The following is a 17931-nucleotide window of genomic DNA, read 5'->3' as shown; positions in this document are numbered from 1 at the left end:
CGGTAGAGTCGGCCCGATGACGAAGCATACGATCTCCCCGCAGAGCGGCATCCTGGGCGACGGCTTCGGCTGCGACTGCGGCGCGGTGCTGGCCGGGCGGATGGCGGCCGAGCTGCACGCCGCCGAGAACGGCCGGTGCTCGGCCTGTCTCGGCTCGGCGGTGGAGCAGCTGGCCCCCGACCTGACGCGCGGGTGCACGGTCTGCGCGGCGACCGGGGGCCGCAAGGAGCAGATCACCTGGCAGCTCGCCCACACCGAGGCCGAGGAGCTGATCACGATGACCGTGGTGCGCGGCATCGTGGCGGGGCTCGACGGGCCGTTCCACCTGTCGGAGATCGCCGACACCGTGCGGGCCGGGTTCGGGCTGCCCGCCGGGCGGCTGCCGGTGGGGCCGCGCGTGCGCGACCTGCTGCTCCAGCTCCAGGCGGCGGGCGAGATCGCCATGCTGTCGGCCCCCGACGAGCTGCTGGGCACCGACCAGGTGCTCTACCGCGACCCCCAGTGGCAGCGCACCCGCACCCTCGGCCTCTGACCCACACCCCCGCCCGGCGGGTCAGGGGCGATCGGTCGGCCGTCCGGCGGGTCAGGGGCGGCAGAGGATCTCGCCGTGCAGGACGGAGAGCCAGCCGTCGTCGGCGGCGGCCCATTCCAGCCAGCCGTCGGCCATGCGCTCCAGGTCGGACTCGGTGGCCGCTCCGGTGGCGAGCGCCTGCTCGGCCAGCGCCGAGCGCCGGACGCGGTCGGCCCACATGCCGCCCCACCACGCGCGGTCGTCGGGGGTGGCGAAGCACCAGGTGGAGGAGGTGGCGGTGACCTCCTGGAAGCCGGCGGCGCGGGCCCAGGACAGCAGGCGCCGCCCGGCGTCCGGCTCGCCGCCGTTCGCGCGGGCCAGGCGCTGGTAGAGGGCCATCCAGTCGTCCAGCGCGGGCAGGCGCGGGTACCAGGCGAAGGCCGAGTAGTCGCTGTCCCTGGCCGCGACGTAGCCGCCGGGCTTGGTCACCCGGCGCATCTCGCGCAGCGCCCGCACCGGGTCGCCCACGTGCTGGAGCACCTGGTGGGCGTGGACCAGGCAGAAGGTGTCGTCGGGGAAGTCGAGCGCGTGCGCGTCGGCGACGGCGAAGTCCACGTTGCCCAGCCCGCGCGCGCCGATCTCGGCCCTGGCCAGCGCCAGGGCGTCCTCGGTCACCTCCGACGCCGTCACGTGGGCCACCAGCGCGGCCAGGTCCGCGGTGATCGTGCCGGGCCCGCTGCCGACGTCGAGGACCTTCATCGCGGGCCGCAGGTGCGGCAGCAGGTACGCGGCCGAGTTCTCCGCGGTGCGCCACCGGTGCGAGCGCAGGACGGACTCGTGGTGCCCATGGGTGTAGACGGCGTCCATCGAAAGACTCCTTCACGACGATGTGTGCTCCGACCCTAGCGCGAGTCTCATCTATCGAGAGGATGTGTCTTTCTATGTGAGACTGCGTCGTGCGTCCGGCGGCGCTCATAGACTGGTCGCGGCAATGTTTCGGCAAAAGGAAGGCGTGGTCGTGGGAGAGGTCCGGCCGATCGTGCACGTGGGCGATCCGGTGCTGCACCATCCGTGCGAGCCGGTCACCCGGTTCGACGGCGAGCTGGCGGCGCTGGTCGACGACATGTTCGCGAGCATGTACGCGGCCGAGGGCGTGGGCCTGGCCGCCAACCAGATCGGCGTGCCGCTGCGCGTGTTCGTCTACGACTGCCCCGACGCCGAGGGCGTCGGCCACAAGGGCGTCGTGGTCAACCCGGCCCTGGAGCTGCCCGGCCTCGGCGAGCGCCGCCTCGATCCCGACGACGAGGGCTGCCTGTCGGTGCCCGGCCAGTTCGCCCCGCTCCCCCGCCCCGACCACGCCACCGTCCACGGCTTCGACGCCGAGGGGCGGCCGGTCACGGTCGAGGGCACCGGCCTGCTGGCCCGCTGCCTCCAGCACGAGACCGACCACCTCGACGGCTACCTGTACATCGACCGCCTGCCGGCCAAACGCCGCAAGCAGGTGCTGGCAGCGTACGAGCAGTCCATGGCCGCTAAAGAGGACATTTCTCCGCTATAGTGGAGGGATGCAAGGTGAAGGCGTACTGTCCAGCGGGCTGTCCCTGGCCGCGCTGGGCGGTCGCATCCGCGCCGAGCGGCGCGGGCGCGGGTTGTCCGTCGAGCGCCTGGCCGAGCTGAGCGGCATCAGCCGGAGCATGGTCTCCGACGTCGAGCGCGGCGCCAAGTCGCCGACCGTGCTGGTGCTCGACCGCCTGGCCACGGCCCTCGGCACGTCGATCTCCCGGCTGCTCGACGAACCGGCGCGCGAGGACGTGCGCGTGCTGCGGCACGACCGGCAGCGGGTGCTGCGCGACCCGTCGGGCTGGGAACGCCGGGTGTTGTCGCCGGTGCTGGCCGACGTGGAGTTCGAGTTCATGCGGACCACCATCGGCCCCGGCGTGGACGCGGGCGAGTTCGCCCCGCACGCCCGGGGCTCGCGCGAGTACCTGGCCGTCGAGCGCGGCACGCTGCGCCTGACGATCGACGACCGGCCGTACGAGCTGGCGGCCGGCGACTCGGCCGCCTACCCCGGCGACCACCGCCACGCCTTCGCCAACGACGGGGCCGACGACTGCGTCTTCTACCTGGCCATGGAGCTGAATGGCGGCCGCCACGAGACCGGTCACCACGACACCCCGAACCACGACACCCGGAGGGAATCCCCGCATGGATGAGCTGCGCCGCGCCGGCGTCAGGGCTGCCGAGATCGCGGCCGCCCATCTGGAGGGCGTCCCGGCCGGGCCGGTGTGGCGGCCGGTGCCCGCCGACGAGCGCGCCTGGCTGGGCGAGCTGCCGCTGCCCGAGGCCGGGCGTCCCCTCGACGCGCTGCTCGACGACGTGAGCGCCCATGTGCTGCCGTACCCGATGGGCAACGGGCACCCGCGCTTCTTCGGCTGGGTGAACTCGCCGCCCTCCCCCGCGGGCGTGGTGATCGAGCCGCTGGCCGCCGCGCTCAACCCGAGCTGCGCGGGCGGCGACCACGCGGGCCCGCTGCTGGAGCGTACGGCTGTGCGCTGGCTGGCCGAGCTGGTCGGCTTCCCCCACCCGCCCGGCGGCGGCCTGCTGACCAGCGGCGCGTCGATGGCCACGATCATCTGCCTGGCCACGGCCCGGCAGCGCGCCGCGCTCGCCGACGGCTGGGACGCCCGCGAGGAGGGCCTGCACGGCCGCCCGCCCATGATCATGTACGTCACCGAGGAGGGCCACAGCTGCCTGCACAAGGCGGCCCAGTTGCTCGGCCTCGGCACCCGGAACGTCCGGAGGGTGCCGGTGGACGCCGCCTTCCGCATGGACGTCGGCGCGCTGCGCACCATGATCGCCGACGACCTGGCGGCCGGCCTGCGGCCGTTCTGCGTGGCGGGCAGCGCGGGCACCGTCAACTCCGGCGCCGTCGATCCGCTCGACGCCATCGCCGACGTGGCCGCCGAGCACGGGCTCTGGTTCCACGTGGACGGCGCCTACGGCGCGCTCGGCGTGCTCGACGCGCGCTCGGCGCCCGCCTACGCGGGGCTGGACCGGGCCGACTCGCTGGCCCTCGACCCGCACAAGTGGCTCGGCGTCCCGGTGGGCTGCGGCTGCGCGCTGCTGCGCGATCCGGCCGCCGCGCGGGCCGCCTTCAGCCTGGTGCCGTCGTACCTGATCGACGACAACGCCGACGACCTGGGCTGGTTCTCCGAGTACGGGCCCGAGCAGACCCGTCCGTTCCGGGCGCTGAAGACCTGGGCGACGCTGTCGTACCTGGGCAGGCAGGGCGTCACGCGCCTGGTCGAGCACACCGGCGGCCTGGCGCGCACGCTGGCCGCCATGGTCGAGCAGGCCCCGGACTTCGAGCTGCTCGCGCCGGTCGCCACCTCCATCACGGCCTTCCGCCACACGCCCGCGACGGCCGGGCCCGGCGGGCTCGACGCGCTCAACCGGGCCCTGCCGGGGGCCGTCCAGGCGCGCGGCAACGCCTTCCTCACCGGCACCCGCCTCGGCGGCCGGGACGCGCTGCGGGCCTGCTTCCTGCATCCCGACACCACCGAGGACGACCTGGCGATCCTGCTGGAGGAGATCCGCCTGGCAGCGAAGACGCTCTGAGCCCCGGTAAAGGGCTTCTCCACGGACGTACCGGACACGCACGGCCGGACGCCGGGATCCGACAAAGCCCTGTGAGCGGTCCCCCGGCCCGGGTAGTAAGCGGCCGGGACGTGAGCAAGCAGGAGGATCCCATGGCAGAGACCGTGGCAGACGTGATGACTTCCCACCCGGCGACGGTCGAGTGCGACCAGCCGGTGTCGGCCGCCGCGGCGCTCATGCGCGACAACGACGCGGGCGCGGTGATCGTCAACGAGAACGGGCGCATGAAGGGCATCGTCACGGACCGGGACATCACGATCCGGGTGGTGGCCGACGAGCGGGGGCCGGAGACGCCGGTCAGGGAGGCGTGCAGCCCGTCGGTCGAGGCGGTCGGGCCCGACACGAGCATCGACCAGGCCGTGCAGATCATGCGCTCGCACGCCGTGCGCCGCCTTCCGGTCGTCGAGGACGGCCGTCCCGTCGGCATCGTAAGCCTGGGCGACCTGGCGGTGGAGCGCGACCCGGACTCCGCCCTCGCCGACATCTCGGCCGCGGAGGGCAACCGCTAACGTGGCCGTGTGATCACCGTCGAGGACGTCCGGCGCTTCGCGCGCACCCTTCCGCGCTCGTCGGAGCACCTGATCCGGGACCGGGTCAAGTTCCGCGTGGGAAAGATCGTCTACGTGGCGTTCTCGCGGGACGAGACGCTGATGGGCTTCGGGTTCCCGAAGGAGGAACGCGAGGCCCTGGTGGCGGCCGAGCCCGGCAAGTTCCTCATGCCGGGCGAGTCCGACCTGCGCTTCAACTGGGTGGTCGCCCGCATGGACGCCCTCGACGCGGCGGAGATGCGGGAGCTGGTGCTGGAGGCGTGGCGCATGTGCGTCCCCAAGAAGGTCCGCCTGGAACAGCAACTCCAGACCGGCCCCTGACCCGTCCGGCCCGGTCCGGCCGTGCACGCCGGCCGGTGAAGGCCGCGTACACCGGCCCGTGAACCACCCCTGAGGCGCGCCACCGGCCGATCCTGCCCGTGCGCGCCTCTTTCGGCGTGCCCTGTCCACCGTGCCCTGTCCGCCGTGCCCTGTCCGCCGTGCCCGATCCGGCGAGCCGTGCCTCGGCAGGGGGGACGATGGGCCCCCGCGGAATGGGACCCCTGTGGCATGGCCCCCTTTCGGGAACGAATCCCACAAAAAGGGCAGAAGCCTGTAAGTCAGATAAGTCCCCCTTCTCTGCATATTTCCGTTGAGTCGGCAGCCCTGGGCCAGAACCCGACTTCTTCCATTCGGATTCAACAGGCAATTCTTGGCACCAGTCACACCAGCACCACCCGTAACACCCCGAATCCTCCCGATTCGGGCTATACACCGCTTACCCGCATTGCTGCGGGTTGGCAGGTCACGACATGCGCCAGCATTCCAGGCGCGACCCTCACCCGAAGCCTATTCACATTACCGACAATCCGGACAGCATCCCCCAAAGGCTACTCCTGCCCTGGAATTTAGTTCGGATCACAGTGAAGTAACAAACCCTCCTAAATGTCGTCTAATTCGGTCAGTATGGCCGCTAAAAATGAGAGGGATACGCGTCTCGAACGGGGCGAGACCCATTCATGCCCTCATCTGGCAACGCCTTTTCACCGAAGGACTCGGATATGACATCAGCCTTGCGCTGCCGGGCGACGCGCGCTCTCGTCGTCATGGCGGGGGCGCTGGCGCTCGCGCTGCCGGTACCGCCGCACGCCCTACCCGCCCGCGCGGCGGCGGCCGCCGCCCCGGAGACGCTGCCCCTGGACATGGTGGTCGCGGTCGACGAGTCGGGCAGCCTGTCGGCCGGGGCCGTGTCCCGGGAGATCGAGGCCACCTCCACGATCGCCCAGAGCGTGCTGAACCCGCAGAGCAGGGTCACCGTGATCGGCTTCGGCAGCAACAACGGCCGGCCCGGTCAGAACGCCGTCGACCAGGTGTGCCGGCCCACCGTCGTGGGCGACGGCGTCAGCCTGCAGTACCTGGCGGAGTGCGTGAAGGGCCTGCACCGGCGGACCGACGAGGAGGGGAACGACACCGACCACGTGGCGGCGCTCACCCAGGCGCTGGCGACGCTGCGCGACGGGTCGCCCGCCAACGCGCTCAAGGTGGTCTTCCTGCTGACCGACGGCCACCTGGACGTGCCGCGCAGCCCCGCCTACGGCAGCGGCTCCGAGAGCGACCCGGTGGTGCGGCAGCGCCGCAACGAGGGCGCCGCGCAGCAGCTCGGCGACGTGATCGGGCAGACCCAGCGGGAGGGCGTGCAGATCTGGCCGCTGGGCTTCGGCGCGGGGGTCACGCAGGAGAACCTGGACAGGTTCGCCGCCGGCGGCTCGCGCGCCGGGTGCGACGCCCGCGCCGAGTCCCGGCCGCGGGCCCGCATCGTCCGCGACGACAGGGACGTCACCCGCTCGCTGTTCGAGGCGTACGCCGCGGCCAGCTGCTCGGGGCTGACCCCGACGGACTCCACCACCGTCGAGGACGGCCAGGTCCGCGAGCTGAAGGTCGAGATCCCGCTGATCGCGACCGACGGCACCATCACGGTCAGCAAGAGCGACCCCCGAGTGCTGGCCGAGTTCGTCGACCCCCGCGGCCGTACGGTGACGACCGGCACGGACGGCGACTCCACCTTCGCCCACAGCGGCGCGAACACCGCGACGGAGGCGCTGCGCATCGTCAACCCGCTCAACGGCACGTGGACGGTCCGGCTCAAGGCGCCCCAGCGGCTCAGCCGGCGGCTGGTGAGCGCGACCGCGCTGTGGCAGGGCGCGGTGCAGGCCACGATCGTGCCGGAACCGCCCTCGGCCCGCGCCGGGCAGGAGGTCAGGATCCGGCTCTCCCTGGTCACCCGCAAGGGCGCGATCACCGACGAGGAGGCGCTGCGCGGCCTGACGTTCTCGGTGACCGCCACCGGGGGCGGCCTCGCGCAGCCGCAGACCGTCCAGGTCAGGGACGACGGCAGCGCCCCGGACGACAGGGAGCACGACGGCCGGTACGCGGGCGTCTTCGCCGCGCCGCGGGGGCCGGGCGACGTCACCCTGACGGGGGTCGTCGCGGGCATCGGCATCAGGGCCGAACGGGTGCCGACCACCGTCACGGTGGGCTCCGCGGAGACCGTCGTCCAGGGCCAGATCGAGTTCGACGGCGACGGCACCGTGCGTCAGGGGGAGGTCGTGCGCGGCCGGGTGACCGTGCACAACGGCGCCTCCTCGCCCAGACGGGCCCGCCTGGCGCTCCGGAGCGTCGCCGGGGTGCGCGCGACTCCCGCCCCCGACGGGCCGGTCACGCTGCCGCCCGGCGACTCCACCACCCCCTTCGCCATCGGCTTCGGCAAGGACGCGGCGCTCGGCGGCGCGTCCGTGGAGGTGCGGCTGGCCGACGACGGCGACCCGGCCGTGGCGTACGCCTCCGGGCTGCTCACCGTCACGGTCGAACGCCCGCCCACCTGGTGGGAGACCTACCGCAGGTACATCGCGGCGGCCGCGCTCGTCCTGCTGCTGGCGGCCGTGACGCTGCTGATGGTCCGCGCCGCCCGCCGGCGCAGGGTGAACGTGCGCGGCCTATCCGTCGCGCTGACGCTCGACGGCGAGCGCACCGGCGCGGAGCTGAAGGCGCCCAGCAGCTGGTCCCCCCGCTTCCGGTTCGCGCTGCGCGGCGACACCTACGCCGCGCGTCTCGTGCCGCCCAGGCCCGGCGACGACGACCAGGCGTTCACGGTCTGCCGGGCCGGCGCGGGCGTCACCGTCGAGACGCCCGAAGGCGACCGCTACCCGCTGGGGATGGGGGTGGAGAGCGAGCCCCTGCCGAGCGGGCACCGGCTGGTCTTCCGGGACGCGGCGAAGCGGCGCGGCACGACCCGGCGCACCGGGCTCCGCCGCCCTCCGGACCCGGCCACGGCGGTCCCCGAACCCGGCCCAGACCCCGGCCCAGACCCCGGCGGCGAGCCGCGGGACCGGGAGGACTCCTGGCAGCGGACCGCCCCCGACTACGACAGCCCCTGGCTCTGAGGCCGCGAGGAGACACCCCATGAAGCTCTACCAGCCCCTGCTCTTCGTCGGCCTCGGCGGCACCGGCTGCGCGATCGGCGCCGGCCTGGAGCGCCGACTGCGCGAGGAGATCTGCGGCCCCGACGGCAGCCTCTTCCAGCGCAAGCGCGAGGACGCCCAGCGCTACCAGCTCCCGGCCTGCCTGCAGTTCGTCTACGCCGATGTCAACCAGGCCGAGCTGGACCGGCTGCCGCTGAGCGTCGTGCCCGGCCCGCAGCACGTGCACACGGCGCAGCTCACCGCCCACTACGTGCGCGGCCTGGTGCCGCAGGTGGACTCCTACCCCCAGGTGGCGGTGAACCTGCGGCTGGCGGCCGGGGAGGCCGTGCGCGGCTGGCTGCCGCCCAGCCACGGGGAACCGCGGGTGCTGCCCCTGCAGAAGGGCGCCGGGCAGATGCCGACCGTCGGGCGGGCGGCCCTGTTCGAGACCTTCCGCGACGGGATCGGCCCGGCCATCCGCGACATCAACGCGGCCATCGGCAACCTGTCCGGCAACCAGGCGGCCACCGACCTGTTCCGGCTGGCCGACGGCGCGACGATCAACCCGAGGGCGGTGGACGTCTTCGTGGCGTTCTCCGTCGCCGGGGGCACCGGCGCGGGCATCTTCTACGACTACCTCCACCTGATCAGCAGGCAGTTCCAGGAGACGGACCTGAAGCCCAAGATCTACCCGCTGGTGCTGATGCCCTCGGCCTTCGAGTCGGGCGCGGGCGGCGGACGACCGGCCGAGCTCAACGCCGGCCGGGCCCTGCTCGACATGTTCCAGCTGGTGGACCACCAGAACACCGCCGACGCCGTACGCCACCTGCCCGGTCTGGAGGGTGACCAGGCCGACCCGGAGGAGATCGCGGTGCGCTACCCGCTGGAGGGACGCGTGGCGATGCGGCCGGGCGTCGCCCAGACCGCGTTCCTGTTCTCCCGCCCGACCGGCGCCAAGCCCGGCGACCTGCGGCGCTCGGTGGTGTCGCTGGTGATGTCGCTGATCGGCACCGAGCTGAGCCCGAAGGTCCGCAACGACGGGGAGCAGCACCAGTCCTTCGCCGACAGCTTCATCAACTCCGTCGCCCAGCGGCAGACCATGGCCGAGAACGGCGTGGGCAACCGCGGGGTGTCCACGGCGCTGGTGACGTCCCTGACCACGCCGGTGGAGGAGCTGGCCGACGTCGTGGCCGGACGGCTGCTGCGGGCCGCCGTCGAGGAGCTGCGCGAGCCGCCGCCGGGCGCGGAGAGCAACCGGGCGCTGATCGAGGAGTTCTTCACGCTCTCCCACATCCACCAGGTCTTCGCCCGGCGGCAGGTCGAGTACGCCGAGCCCGGACCGGCCACGGGCGCCCGCGAGGTGCTGGCGGCGCTGGCCGACCGCCTGGCCGCGATGCGGATCGGGCTGAACGAGCTGCGGGCCCAGCTCGACCAGGCCGTCCCCGCCATGGTGAGCCAGTTCGACCCGGGCAGCGCGGTGCTCGGGCTGCTCGGCGCGAACGACCCGTTCCGGGTGCGGCGCGTGCTGTTCGGGCACGCCTCGCTCGCCGACCCGGTGGACCGGTTCGGGGCCAAGGGCCTGATGCAGCGCCGCAGCGTGCCCCCGCCGCCGCCGCCGGGCATCCGCGAGGTGCCGCCCGCCCTGCCCCAGCTGCGCGACCGCTCGCTCGGCATGGTCAAGGTCAAGTGGACCGACGACGCCCCGGCCGAGGCCCGGCAGCAGCAGGAGAGCTGGTACAGCTGGCGCAGCCGGGTGTTGTGGACCGAGCCGTGGGCGTCCCAGCACCAGCGGTGGGAGCGCGCGCTCGGCGTGGCCGAGGACCACCTGCGCGCGCTCAACCAGACGCTGCACGACCTGGCCCGGCAGGACCCCGACCGGTTCAGGGAACGTTCCGAACATCTGTACCGGCCCCGGGTCGGCGTGGTCTTCCACCTGCCCACCGGCAGCCTGGAGCAGTTCTACCGCAACGCCGTGGGCCGCATCCGGGAGCGGCTGATGATCGAGCCGACCGCGGACGACGCCGAGGTGCTGCGCCGCCTGATGGGCCAGGACGGCTGGCAGCGGATCTACCGCCAGTCGATCGAGACGACCCCCGAACGGGCGGTCCACGAGCTGCGCGAGCGGATCAAGACCGACGTCAAGACGTACCTGCAGGAGGAGACGCAGGGGCGCGCGACGCTGCTGCCCAAGCTGCGCGACCTGCTGGACCAGGCGGCGGGGCTGGGCTCGGACCGGCCCCGGTTCGGGGAGGCGGAGCTGGAGGAGTTCCGCAGCCGGCTCACCGGCCTGGTGCCGGCCAACTTCACGCCGCAGGGCACGGGGCCGCTGAAGGTGCTGGTGTCCTATCCGGGCGCCGAGAACCCGGCCGTCGCCGCCTACCTGCGCACGTCGTTGCAGCTTCCCGCGGGACCCGGCATCACCTTCGAGTTCAGCGGCACCACCGCCGAGTCCGTCTCGGTCGTGCTGTTCCGGTCCTCGATGGGCATCACCGACGTCAAGGAGGTCCGGCACGTCCTGCGGACCTGGGCGGACGCGGTGCACCGGCCGCGCCGGGACGACTTCCTGCCCTGGCGGCAGCGCACCGGCTACGACTTCGGCTACCTCGCCACCCGGGAGGAGCACCGGGTGCTCATCCTGCACCGGCTGCTGTGCGCGATGTGGAACGGCGACGTTCGGGTGCTGGGCGACCCGGCCTCGCCGTCGCAGGCCGAGGTCCGGCTCAATGAGGTGGCCATGTCGCTCGGCCTCAAGGCGCTGGAGGACGCCTCCTCCTGGGGCAGCCTGCTCCAGGCGTACGAGCTGTGGACGCTGGCCGACAACGACGACGCCGCCCGGGTGTTCTGCGCCCAGCTCATGCAGGCGGCGCCGTACAAGCTGGACGAGGGCACGCAGCCGCCGTCGAAGCTGTTCGAGCTGGTGGTGGGGCTGGCCGGGGAGCAGGTCGACTGCCTGGACCGGATGCTCGTCGAGATCGCCCCGGCGAACCGGGCCAGGGCCCGGATGCTGCGCCGGTTCTGGCACGAGACGCTGCCCGCGGCGATGGCCGTCAAGTTCGAGCTGCCCGGCGCGACGCGGGAGAACCTGCACGCCCTGTACGAGGCGTACAAGCGCCGGACGGGCGGCGCCGCGTGAGCGGGCGGGTGGTCCGGCTGAACCTGCGGGGTCTCGGCGAGGAGGGCGCGGCCGGCGAGGTGGCGGCGCTGCTGTCCGACGACGGCCAGGAGGACCTGACGTCGCTGCTGGTGGTGGACGACGTGGCGGCCCTGGCCGGGCACCGCCGCGCCTACGAGATGCTGCTGGCCTCCCGCTACACCGACGAGGTGCTGTGCGTGGCGGTGGGCCGGCCGCGGGACGAACCACACCGGATCGTGCTGCCGGGCAGCCTGACCCAGGCGGCCGGGGTGTTGTGGGTGCCCGATCCGTACGGGATCGACTGGCGGCCGGCCGCGGCGGCGCCCGCGGTCCGGCGGGACCGGGCGGAGGGCGCCGAGGCGGGCCTGCTGCGCCTGCTCGACGTGCTGTCGCTGAGCGAGGTGTTCCACGACGCGCTGCGCCGGGTCGAGCGCCTGCCCGGCCGCATCGCCAATCCGGGGATCCGGCTGGCCTGGACGGGCGCGGGCGGCGGCGACCTGCGCCAGGCGCTCGCCGCGGCGGGCGGGCGGCTGCTGGCCGCCGCCGGCGGCGGCGAGCTGCCCGAGCCCGCCGGAGCGCCGGTGGGCCCGCCGGCGCAGCCCCTGCGGCCGGCCCCCGGCGGCGTCCTGGCGAGCCTGGTTGCCCAGGCCCGCACCGCCCTGGACGAGGCGGCCGCCCTGGGCGACGAGCTGGGCGACGACCTGTCCCTCATGCTCGGCCCGGTCCCCGCGGAGCCGGCGGCGACCGCCGCCGGGCAGGCACTCGGCCGGCTGCGGGAGCGGCTGGAGGAGCTGTTCGTCGCGGCACACAGCGGCGCCAGGCCCGACGCCGGCTCCCGGGCGGCCGTCACCGCGGCCGGGATCGTGCCCGCCGAGCCGGAGGAGTTCGACGCCGCCCGCGTCCGCGCCTCGATCCGCCGGTACCTGGACCATGGCCTGCGGGCCGGCACGCCGCTGCCCCGCCTGGTCGAGGGCCTGGACCGGTGGCAGACGCGGCTGATGCCGCGCGGCAGCCGGGCGCTCGTGCCGCGGCTGCGGGAGGTCTGCCCGGACGCGCTGGTGGCGGGGCTGCGCGATCCCGAGCCGATGGCGGGTCCGCAGCCGTGGCTGCCCGTCGTCGGCCTGGTGAGCGCGGCGCTGGCCGGGCTCACCCCGTTCGGGGTGGCCAGCGGGCTGGTGATGGCGCTGCTCTGGGCGCTGTCGGTCGCGCTGACCGTGCTGCGCGGGCCCGGCGGGCGGCCGGGCGGGCACCTCGGCGCGCTCGCCGCGAACGCCGCCGCCGCCGTGGTGGGCGGCGTCGCGGGCGGGCTGGCCGGCGCGGCGCTGGAGGCGGCGGGGATCCTGCCGCAACCGGCGTGGGCGCTGGTGCTGATCGTGGCGCTGGCCGGCGCGGTGCTGGCGATCCGCGGCTCCTGGCGGCGGCGTACGGCGGCCTGGGCGGCGGCGCGGCGCTTCGACGCGGCCGCGAAGGCGGTCGACGACCTGCTGTCCGTCGTCGGCGCCGCCGACCGTGAGTGGGCGCGGGCGGGGGCCGGGGTGGACGCCGCCGACGCGACGGCCCGGGTGAGCGCCGCGCTCGCCCACGTCGCCGCCGTCGTCGCCGAGCGCACCCGGCCGCCGGGCGGCGCGGCGGACGACGTCCCCGGGCGGCGGGACCGGCGGGTCGAGCGCTTCCTGGCGGACCTGGTGCTCGAGGCGGCGGCGCCGGCACTGCGCGGGCTGGCCGCAGGCTCGACCGCCGAGCACGGCGAACGGGCCGGCGGCAGGGCCGCCGAGCTGTTCTCGGTCTGGGAGAAGCACGTCGCCGAGCACGGCCTGGACGATCCGCCGCCGTTCGCGACGGAATGGGCGGTCGAGGCCGACGGCGCCGCGCCGGAGGAGGACCTGCCGGAGCTGGCCTCGGCCGCGGGGCACGACGTGTCCGCCGTCATGTGGCAGCTCTGCCTGGCCCGCGACCTGTCGCTGCTGGACGTCGGCGCCGGGCCGCCCGCCGCCGTGCGCTTCGCCCCGCGCCCCTGCCGGGCCGCGCTGGAGGAGTCGCTGCCCGCCGGGACGGTCTGGGTGCCCTCGGCCCGCCACGCCGGGACGCTGCGCCTGGTCCCGGTACGGCCGGGCGTCGCCCGCCAGACCTGGGCGGACGAGCCGGAGCCCGTCCAGGAGGGCGAGCGCCGATGACCGCACCGACGACGGCGCCGACGCCCGAACCGGGGACGGTGCTGCGCTTCCGCGACCGCCACGGCGCCCCCGCCGAGGTCACGGTGACCGCCCGCCGCGAGGATCCCCATCCGCCCGCGCCGCCGCTGCGGTCCTGCCTGCTCGCGCTCTCCTGGCCCGGCGGGAGCCAGCGCGAGGTCCGCCACGTCGGCCCGTCGGCCGCGGGTCCCGGGTCCGGGTACGACGCCCTGGACAACGAGATCCTGGCGGGCCTGCGGCTGAGCAGGCTCTGCGGCTCGGCGCCGTACCCGCCGGAGGTGTCCCGGCTGATCGGCTACGAGGCGGACGGCGAGCTGCCGTTCGTGCTGCTGGAGCCCTGCCGCGGCAAGCCCGTCGGCGGCACGCTGGGCCGGATCCTGCCGAGTGAGAACCTGCCGTTCCAGCGGAGCCTGCTGACCGGGCTGCGGTGGACGAGCGCCGCCGGGATCGCGCACCGGGCGCTGTCGCCCGAGACCGTCCACTGGGACACCGTGTGCGCGCAGATCACCGGCTTCACCGAGGCCGCCCTGGCCGGGACGCCCCGGTCGGTGGCGGGCGCGCCGCCCTGGTGGGCGCCCGAGCAGCGGCCAGGCCAGACCGCCGGCGTGGTGACGGGCGAGGACGACGTCTGGGCGGCGGGACGGCTCATCTTCTGGGTGGCGACCGGCCGCGCCCCGGAGCGGGCCGACCTGGCCGACGCGCCGCCCGACCTGGCGCGCCTGCTGCGGGGCGTCTTCGGCCCGCCCGAGGGGCGTCCGTCGGTCCGCGAGCTGCTGCGGCGGCTCGACGTCCCCGACCCGGTGCCGCGCGGGATGTCGCCGGACGTGGCGCTGGAGCGCGGCAGGGCGGACTTCTTCGCGCTGCGGGCGCTCAAGCACCCGCAGACCGCGCCGGTCGCGCCGGCCGAGCCGGTCCCGGCCGCCCCGGCCGCCCCCGAAGAGCCGTCCCGGCGCGGGCGTCCCTGGAGGCGGCGCAGATGAGCGTCCTGCACCAGGTCACCTACGGATGGCAGCGCTCGGCGTCGGGCCCGGCCTTCGGGCCCACCGCCTCCACGCTCCGGCCGGACGAGCTCGCGCGGCTCCACCGCCGGGTCGAGCACTGGCTGCGCACCGATCCCGGCGGCTCGCCGGGGGTCAGCCACGTCTACGCGATCTTCGACCGGCAGGCCGTGCTGGTCCGGCGCGAGCAGCCGCACGGCGGGCGCAGCGCGCTGGCCCGGCTGCTCGTGGGCGCGCCCGAGCTGCTGACGCCCCGGCTCGCGCTGGAGCTGCGCGACTGGCGCTGGCTGCGCGGGCCGGGCGGCCGCCTGATGCCGCTCACCGGGCGCGGCGTCGAGCCGTACCGGGCCGGCCTGGACGCCGAGGCCCGCTCGCCGGAGTCGTTGGCGCAGCTCGTGCCGCTGCTGTCGCACGTGCTGGCCGGCGCGGAGGGCCCGATCGAGCTGCCGCCGTCGCGGTGCGCGCACGCGCTGCTGTGGGGGCTGGACGCCGTCCTCGGCGCGGCCGCCGGCGAAGCGGGGCGCACCCTCCGGCCGCTGGCCTTCGAGACCTACGACGACCGGGCCAGGCCGCCCAGCCATCCGGGGCTGCTCGTCCGGTTCCGCCGGGGCGCGGTGACGCTGTCCCCGCATCCCGTCCATGACAGCGTCGCCGGCCGGCTGGTGGCCGGCTACGCGCGCAGAGCCAACGGAGCGCCCATGCCCCCTTCCGCACCGTCCGGCCCGGCCGCCCGCGAGGCGAGCGGCCCCCTCGTGCCGTGCCCGATCTGCGCCGCGACCCTGACCTGGGACGAGCGCGAGCTCTACCGCTACGACCGCGGCGAGGGCGCCTACGTCACGCTGACGATCCCGGACGGCGCGAGCCCGACGCAGCGGGCGGTGCTGCGGCGCACGGCCTTCGTCCGCTGCCCGGGGCCGGAGGAGGACGGGCCCGCGGCGGCCCACTACCTCCCGCTCGCCTACGGCGGGCACGGCACGCCGTCGGTCTATGGGTTCGTCGGCGCGACCAACTCCGGCAAGACGCACCTGCTGATCTCCATGATCGCGCAACTGGAGAAACACGGCCTCGGCCCCGGCCTGAGCCATCAGGCGATCAGCCTGGCGGCCCACCAGAGCCTGGTCGACGAGCAGGTCAGTCCGTTCCTCAACGACTCGCGGGTGGTCGAGCACACCCGGCCGGGGGCCGTCGGCCTGGTGGACGTCTTCATGGTGCGCGAGGCGGGCGGGGACGCCCGCCCGATCGCGCTGTTCGACGTGGCGGGCGGCGACCTGCTGGAGATCGAGTCGGCGCGCCGCTTCCTCGACGTGGCCGACGGGCTGATCTTCGTGGTGAACGCCGCCGAGCTGGGCCGGGACGCGCTCGGCGACCGCACCTTCGCCACCGTGCTGGAGCTCCTGCAGGGGTCGGGCCGCCTGGCCGAGCTGAGCACGGCGATCGTGCTGGGCAAGGCCGACCTGCTGCGCTTCGAGGACCCGATCGCGTGGTGGCTGCGGCAGCCGGACCGGGTGCTCGACCCGGAGTCGTCGCTGCGGGAGAGCGCCGACGTCTACGCCTACCTCCGGGCCAGGCAGGCTGACGCCTGGACGCGGCCCTACCGCGAATGCCGCAAGGCCACCTTCCACGTGGCCTCGGCGGCCGGCTCCGACACCGTGGCGGGCAAGACGTTCGTCCGCGGCGTGCGGCCCTGCCGGGTGCTCAATCCGCTGATCTCCCTGATGGCGATGACCGGCGTGCTCACCTCCCCAGAAGCCCGGAGGATCGGAATCTGATGAACGCGACGTCAGTCGACCAGGTCGAGTTCCGCTGGCGGCCGGACAAGGACTTCGGGCCCATCGCCTACTCCACCGACGATCCGCGCATCCACCACGCCTCCCGGCTGATCCTGCCCATGGCCACGCTGCCGCGGGGGGTGAGTCCCGGCCATCGCAGCCTGGTCTACCTCGTCCTGCCCGGCGACGAGCTGGCCACGATCATCGAGCGCTCGTACGACCCGGACGCGCTCGTCCTGCCCGTGCCGTCCGCGCAGGCCGGCGGCGGCCGGCATCCGCAGGTGGCGCGCGCGCTGATCGGGCCGTGCGCGGCGGTGAGCGTCGACCTGGCGCTGGCCTGCCTGTGGCAGGGGCTGGAGGCGCTGTGCCCGGCAGAGCCGCCCGGCCGGATCTCCCCGGGCCGGACGCTGGCCAAGCTGCCGGCCGACGCCCGCGAGGAGCTGACCGCCGCCTTCCTCACCCGGGCCGCCACCCGGCCGCAGCCCGTCCCTGGCCTGGCCGCCCTGGTGGCCGCCGTCCTGCGGCAGCCGGGACGGCCCCTCGCGGCGATGCTCCCGTCCGCCGACTTCCAGACGCCCGTCCAGGGCGCCTACCTGCGAGGGCTGCGGTTCACCGCCGCGGTGCTGCTCCAGGGGACGGCGCACGCCTGGCGCCCGTCGTTCTCCACCTTGGAGGCCGCGCAGGGCGACGACCGCGGCGGCCTGCAGCCGCACCTGGTCTTCCGCGTGGCCCAGGCGCACGGCGGCGCGCCGCCCACCCAGCCGCGGGAGGAGAACAGGGTCGCCCTGCGGGAGGAGCAGCGGGCGCCCGCCGACGAGTGCGACACGCTCGCCCGCTGCCTGGTCAGGGCCTACCAGGAGCTGGGCGGGACGGGCGTGGCCGGGCGGCTGGAGGCGGTCGTGTCGCAGTACCGCACGCTGGAGGCCCGGCTGGAGGCGGCGGCCGTCTGCCTGCGCCAGTACGCCGACCCGCCCGCGCCGGGCTACGTCTTCGCGGTGCAGCAGCCGGCCTCGCCCGCCGCCCCCGGGGCGCACCGCGCGCCCGGCGGCGCGGAACCGGTGAGCCCCCCGCCCGCCGCCCCCGGCGGCACGGACGAAACGGATGCCATGGACGGAAAGCTGCTGGCCGAGCTGTACCGGATGCTGCCCGCCCAGCACGGCGACGCCTTCTTCCAGCTCGTCGAGTGGATCTGCGCCGCCGCCGTCCGCCGGGTGACGGTGCCGGAGGCCGAGGCGGCGCAGATCGCCGAGCAGCTCAGTCACGTGGACTGGCACGCCGCCCGGCTGACCGAGCACTACCGCGACCTCGCCTCCTCGCGGCTGGCCGGCCTGCTGCAACCGCTGCTCGGCCCGCGGCTCGACAGGGGGCAGCCGATGCGCTGGCTGGCCGCGCGGCTGGCCCGGGAGGACGGCGCGGAGGTGTGGTCGCGGGCGGGCGCGCTCATCTACGCCCGGCTGGACGATCCGCGGCAGGCCGCCGTCCTGGCCGACCGGCTGCTGCCCGAGCTGCTGAACCGCATGGCCGAGCCCCGCCAGGAGACACCGCGCCTGCCGGCGGCGCGTCCGGCCCGGCCGCCGGGCCTGCTGCTGGACTTCTGGCTGCGGCCGGCGCGGGTGCCGCGCTGGCTGCCGGTCGGCCTGGTCCTGGCCGTGATCGTGCTGAGTCTCCTTCTGGTCCGGTGGTGAG

The 17931-nt window shown here is 75.0% G+C and carries 13 protein-coding genes; 12 read left to right on the top strand and 1 reads right to left on the bottom strand.

The annotated features are described in order from the left end of the window. Positions 1-16: 16 nt before the first annotated feature. Positions 17-532, top strand: a complete 516-nt coding sequence (locus tag ACIBST_RS21685) for a hypothetical protein (protein ID WP_364337432.1) — start codon at positions 17-19, stop codon at positions 530-532. Positions 533-583: 51 nt separating this feature from the next. Here ACIBST_RS21685 and ACIBST_RS21680 read toward each other — a convergent pair whose 3' ends face one another. Beyond that, positions 584-1378 (bottom strand): class I SAM-dependent methyltransferase, encoded by a 795-nt coding sequence (locus ACIBST_RS21680; protein ID WP_397173948.1) that lies wholly within the window; start codon positions 1376-1378, stop codon positions 584-586. A gap of 151 nt (positions 1379-1529) precedes the next feature. Between ACIBST_RS21680 and def the strand changes: the two genes are divergently transcribed. From def to ACIBST_RS21625, 11 genes are all read left to right on the top strand, one after another. Continuing rightward, positions 1530-2069, top strand: a complete 540-nt coding sequence (gene def, locus ACIBST_RS21675; protein WP_397173947.1) for a peptide deformylase — start codon at positions 1530-1532, stop codon at positions 2067-2069. 7 nt (positions 2070-2076) lie between these two features. Beyond that, entirely contained in the window at positions 2077-2724 is a 648-nt protein-coding gene (locus ACIBST_RS21670) for a helix-turn-helix domain-containing protein (protein ID WP_397173945.1), read from the top strand. Beyond that, positions 2717-4129, top strand: coding sequence for a pyridoxal phosphate-dependent decarboxylase family protein (locus ACIBST_RS21665; protein WP_397173943.1), 1413 nt, complete (start codon positions 2717-2719; stop codon positions 4127-4129). Before ACIBST_RS21670 ends, ACIBST_RS21665 begins: the two co-directional genes overlap by 8 nt. Positions 4130-4260: 131 nt before the next feature. After that, positions 4261-4677, top strand: coding sequence for a CBS domain-containing protein (locus ACIBST_RS21660; protein WP_352325227.1), 417 nt, complete (start codon positions 4261-4263; stop codon positions 4675-4677). A 9-nt stretch (positions 4678-4686) separates the two neighbouring features. Beyond that, the gene (locus tag ACIBST_RS21655) at positions 4687-5037 is read left to right on the top strand and encodes an MmcQ/YjbR family DNA-binding protein (protein ID WP_364088265.1); all 351 of its coding nucleotides are present in this window, start codon (positions 4687-4689) and stop codon (positions 5035-5037) included. 719 nt (positions 5038-5756) lie between these two features. Then, a complete protein-coding gene (locus ACIBST_RS21650; protein ID WP_397173941.1) occupies positions 5757-8135 on the top strand; it encodes a vWA domain-containing protein in 2379 nt (792 codons plus the stop codon). A 19-nt stretch (positions 8136-8154) separates the two neighbouring features. After that, positions 8155-11286, top strand: a complete 3132-nt coding sequence (locus tag ACIBST_RS21645) for a tubulin-like doman-containing protein (protein WP_397173939.1) — start codon at positions 8155-8157, stop codon at positions 11284-11286. Further along, on the top strand, positions 11283-13460 hold the full coding sequence (locus tag ACIBST_RS21640) for a hypothetical protein (RefSeq protein ID WP_397173937.1): 2178 nt from the start codon (positions 11283-11285) through the stop codon (positions 13458-13460). The genes ACIBST_RS21645 and ACIBST_RS21640 overlap by 4 nt, the downstream gene beginning before the upstream one ends. Then, positions 13457-14458 (top strand): hypothetical protein, encoded by a 1002-nt coding sequence (locus tag ACIBST_RS21635; protein ID WP_397173935.1) that lies wholly within the window; start codon positions 13457-13459, stop codon positions 14456-14458. The genes ACIBST_RS21640 and ACIBST_RS21635 overlap by 4 nt, the downstream gene beginning before the upstream one ends. After that, positions 14455-16245 carry a hypothetical protein gene (locus ACIBST_RS21630; RefSeq protein ID WP_397173934.1) on the top strand — a complete coding sequence of 597 codons (1791 nt, stop codon included), beginning with the start codon at positions 14455-14457 and terminating at the stop codon, positions 16243-16245. The genes ACIBST_RS21635 and ACIBST_RS21630 overlap by 4 nt, the downstream gene beginning before the upstream one ends. Next, a complete protein-coding gene (locus ACIBST_RS21625; RefSeq protein ID WP_397173932.1) occupies positions 16245-17930 on the top strand; it encodes a hypothetical protein in 1686 nt (561 codons plus the stop codon). Before ACIBST_RS21630 ends, ACIBST_RS21625 begins: the two co-directional genes overlap by 1 nt. Position 17931: the final 1 nt, after the last annotated feature.

Origin of the sequence: Nonomuraea sp. NPDC049684 (genome assembly GCF_044465345.1) — a bacterium.
GTDB lineage: Bacteria > Actinomycetota > Actinomycetes > Streptosporangiales > Streptosporangiaceae > Nonomuraea.
This window is presented reverse-complemented; position numbering and strand designations above follow the sequence as displayed.

What these genes read in the sequence shown, in the direction of transcription:
- ACIBST_RS21685 (WP_364337432.1), top strand. Translation starts at nt 17, where the DNA reads ATGACGAAGCATACGATCTCCCCGCAGAGCGGCATCCTGGGCGACGGC.
- ACIBST_RS21680 (WP_397173948.1), bottom strand. Translation starts at nt 1,378, where the DNA reads ATGGACGCCGTCTACACCCATGGGCACCACGAGTCCGTCCTGCGCTCG.
- ACIBST_RS21670 (WP_397173945.1), top strand. Translation starts at nt 2,077, where the DNA reads ATGCAAGGTGAAGGCGTACTGTCCAGCGGGCTGTCCCTGGCCGCGCTG.
- ACIBST_RS21665 (WP_397173943.1), top strand. Translation starts at nt 2,717, where the DNA reads ATGGATGAGCTGCGCCGCGCCGGCGTCAGGGCTGCCGAGATCGCGGCC.
- ACIBST_RS21660 (WP_352325227.1), top strand. Translation starts at nt 4,261, where the DNA reads ATGGCAGAGACCGTGGCAGACGTGATGACTTCCCACCCGGCGACGGTC.
- ACIBST_RS21650 (WP_397173941.1), top strand. Translation starts at nt 5,757, where the DNA reads ATGACATCAGCCTTGCGCTGCCGGGCGACGCGCGCTCTCGTCGTCATG.
- ACIBST_RS21645 (WP_397173939.1), top strand. Translation starts at nt 8,155, where the DNA reads ATGAAGCTCTACCAGCCCCTGCTCTTCGTCGGCCTCGGCGGCACCGGC.
- ACIBST_RS21635 (WP_397173935.1), top strand. Translation starts at nt 13,457, where the DNA reads ATGACCGCACCGACGACGGCGCCGACGCCCGAACCGGGGACGGTGCTG.
- ACIBST_RS21630 (WP_397173934.1), top strand. Translation starts at nt 14,455, where the DNA reads ATGAGCGTCCTGCACCAGGTCACCTACGGATGGCAGCGCTCGGCGTCG.
- ACIBST_RS21625 (WP_397173932.1), top strand. Translation starts at nt 16,245, where the DNA reads ATGAACGCGACGTCAGTCGACCAGGTCGAGTTCCGCTGGCGGCCGGAC.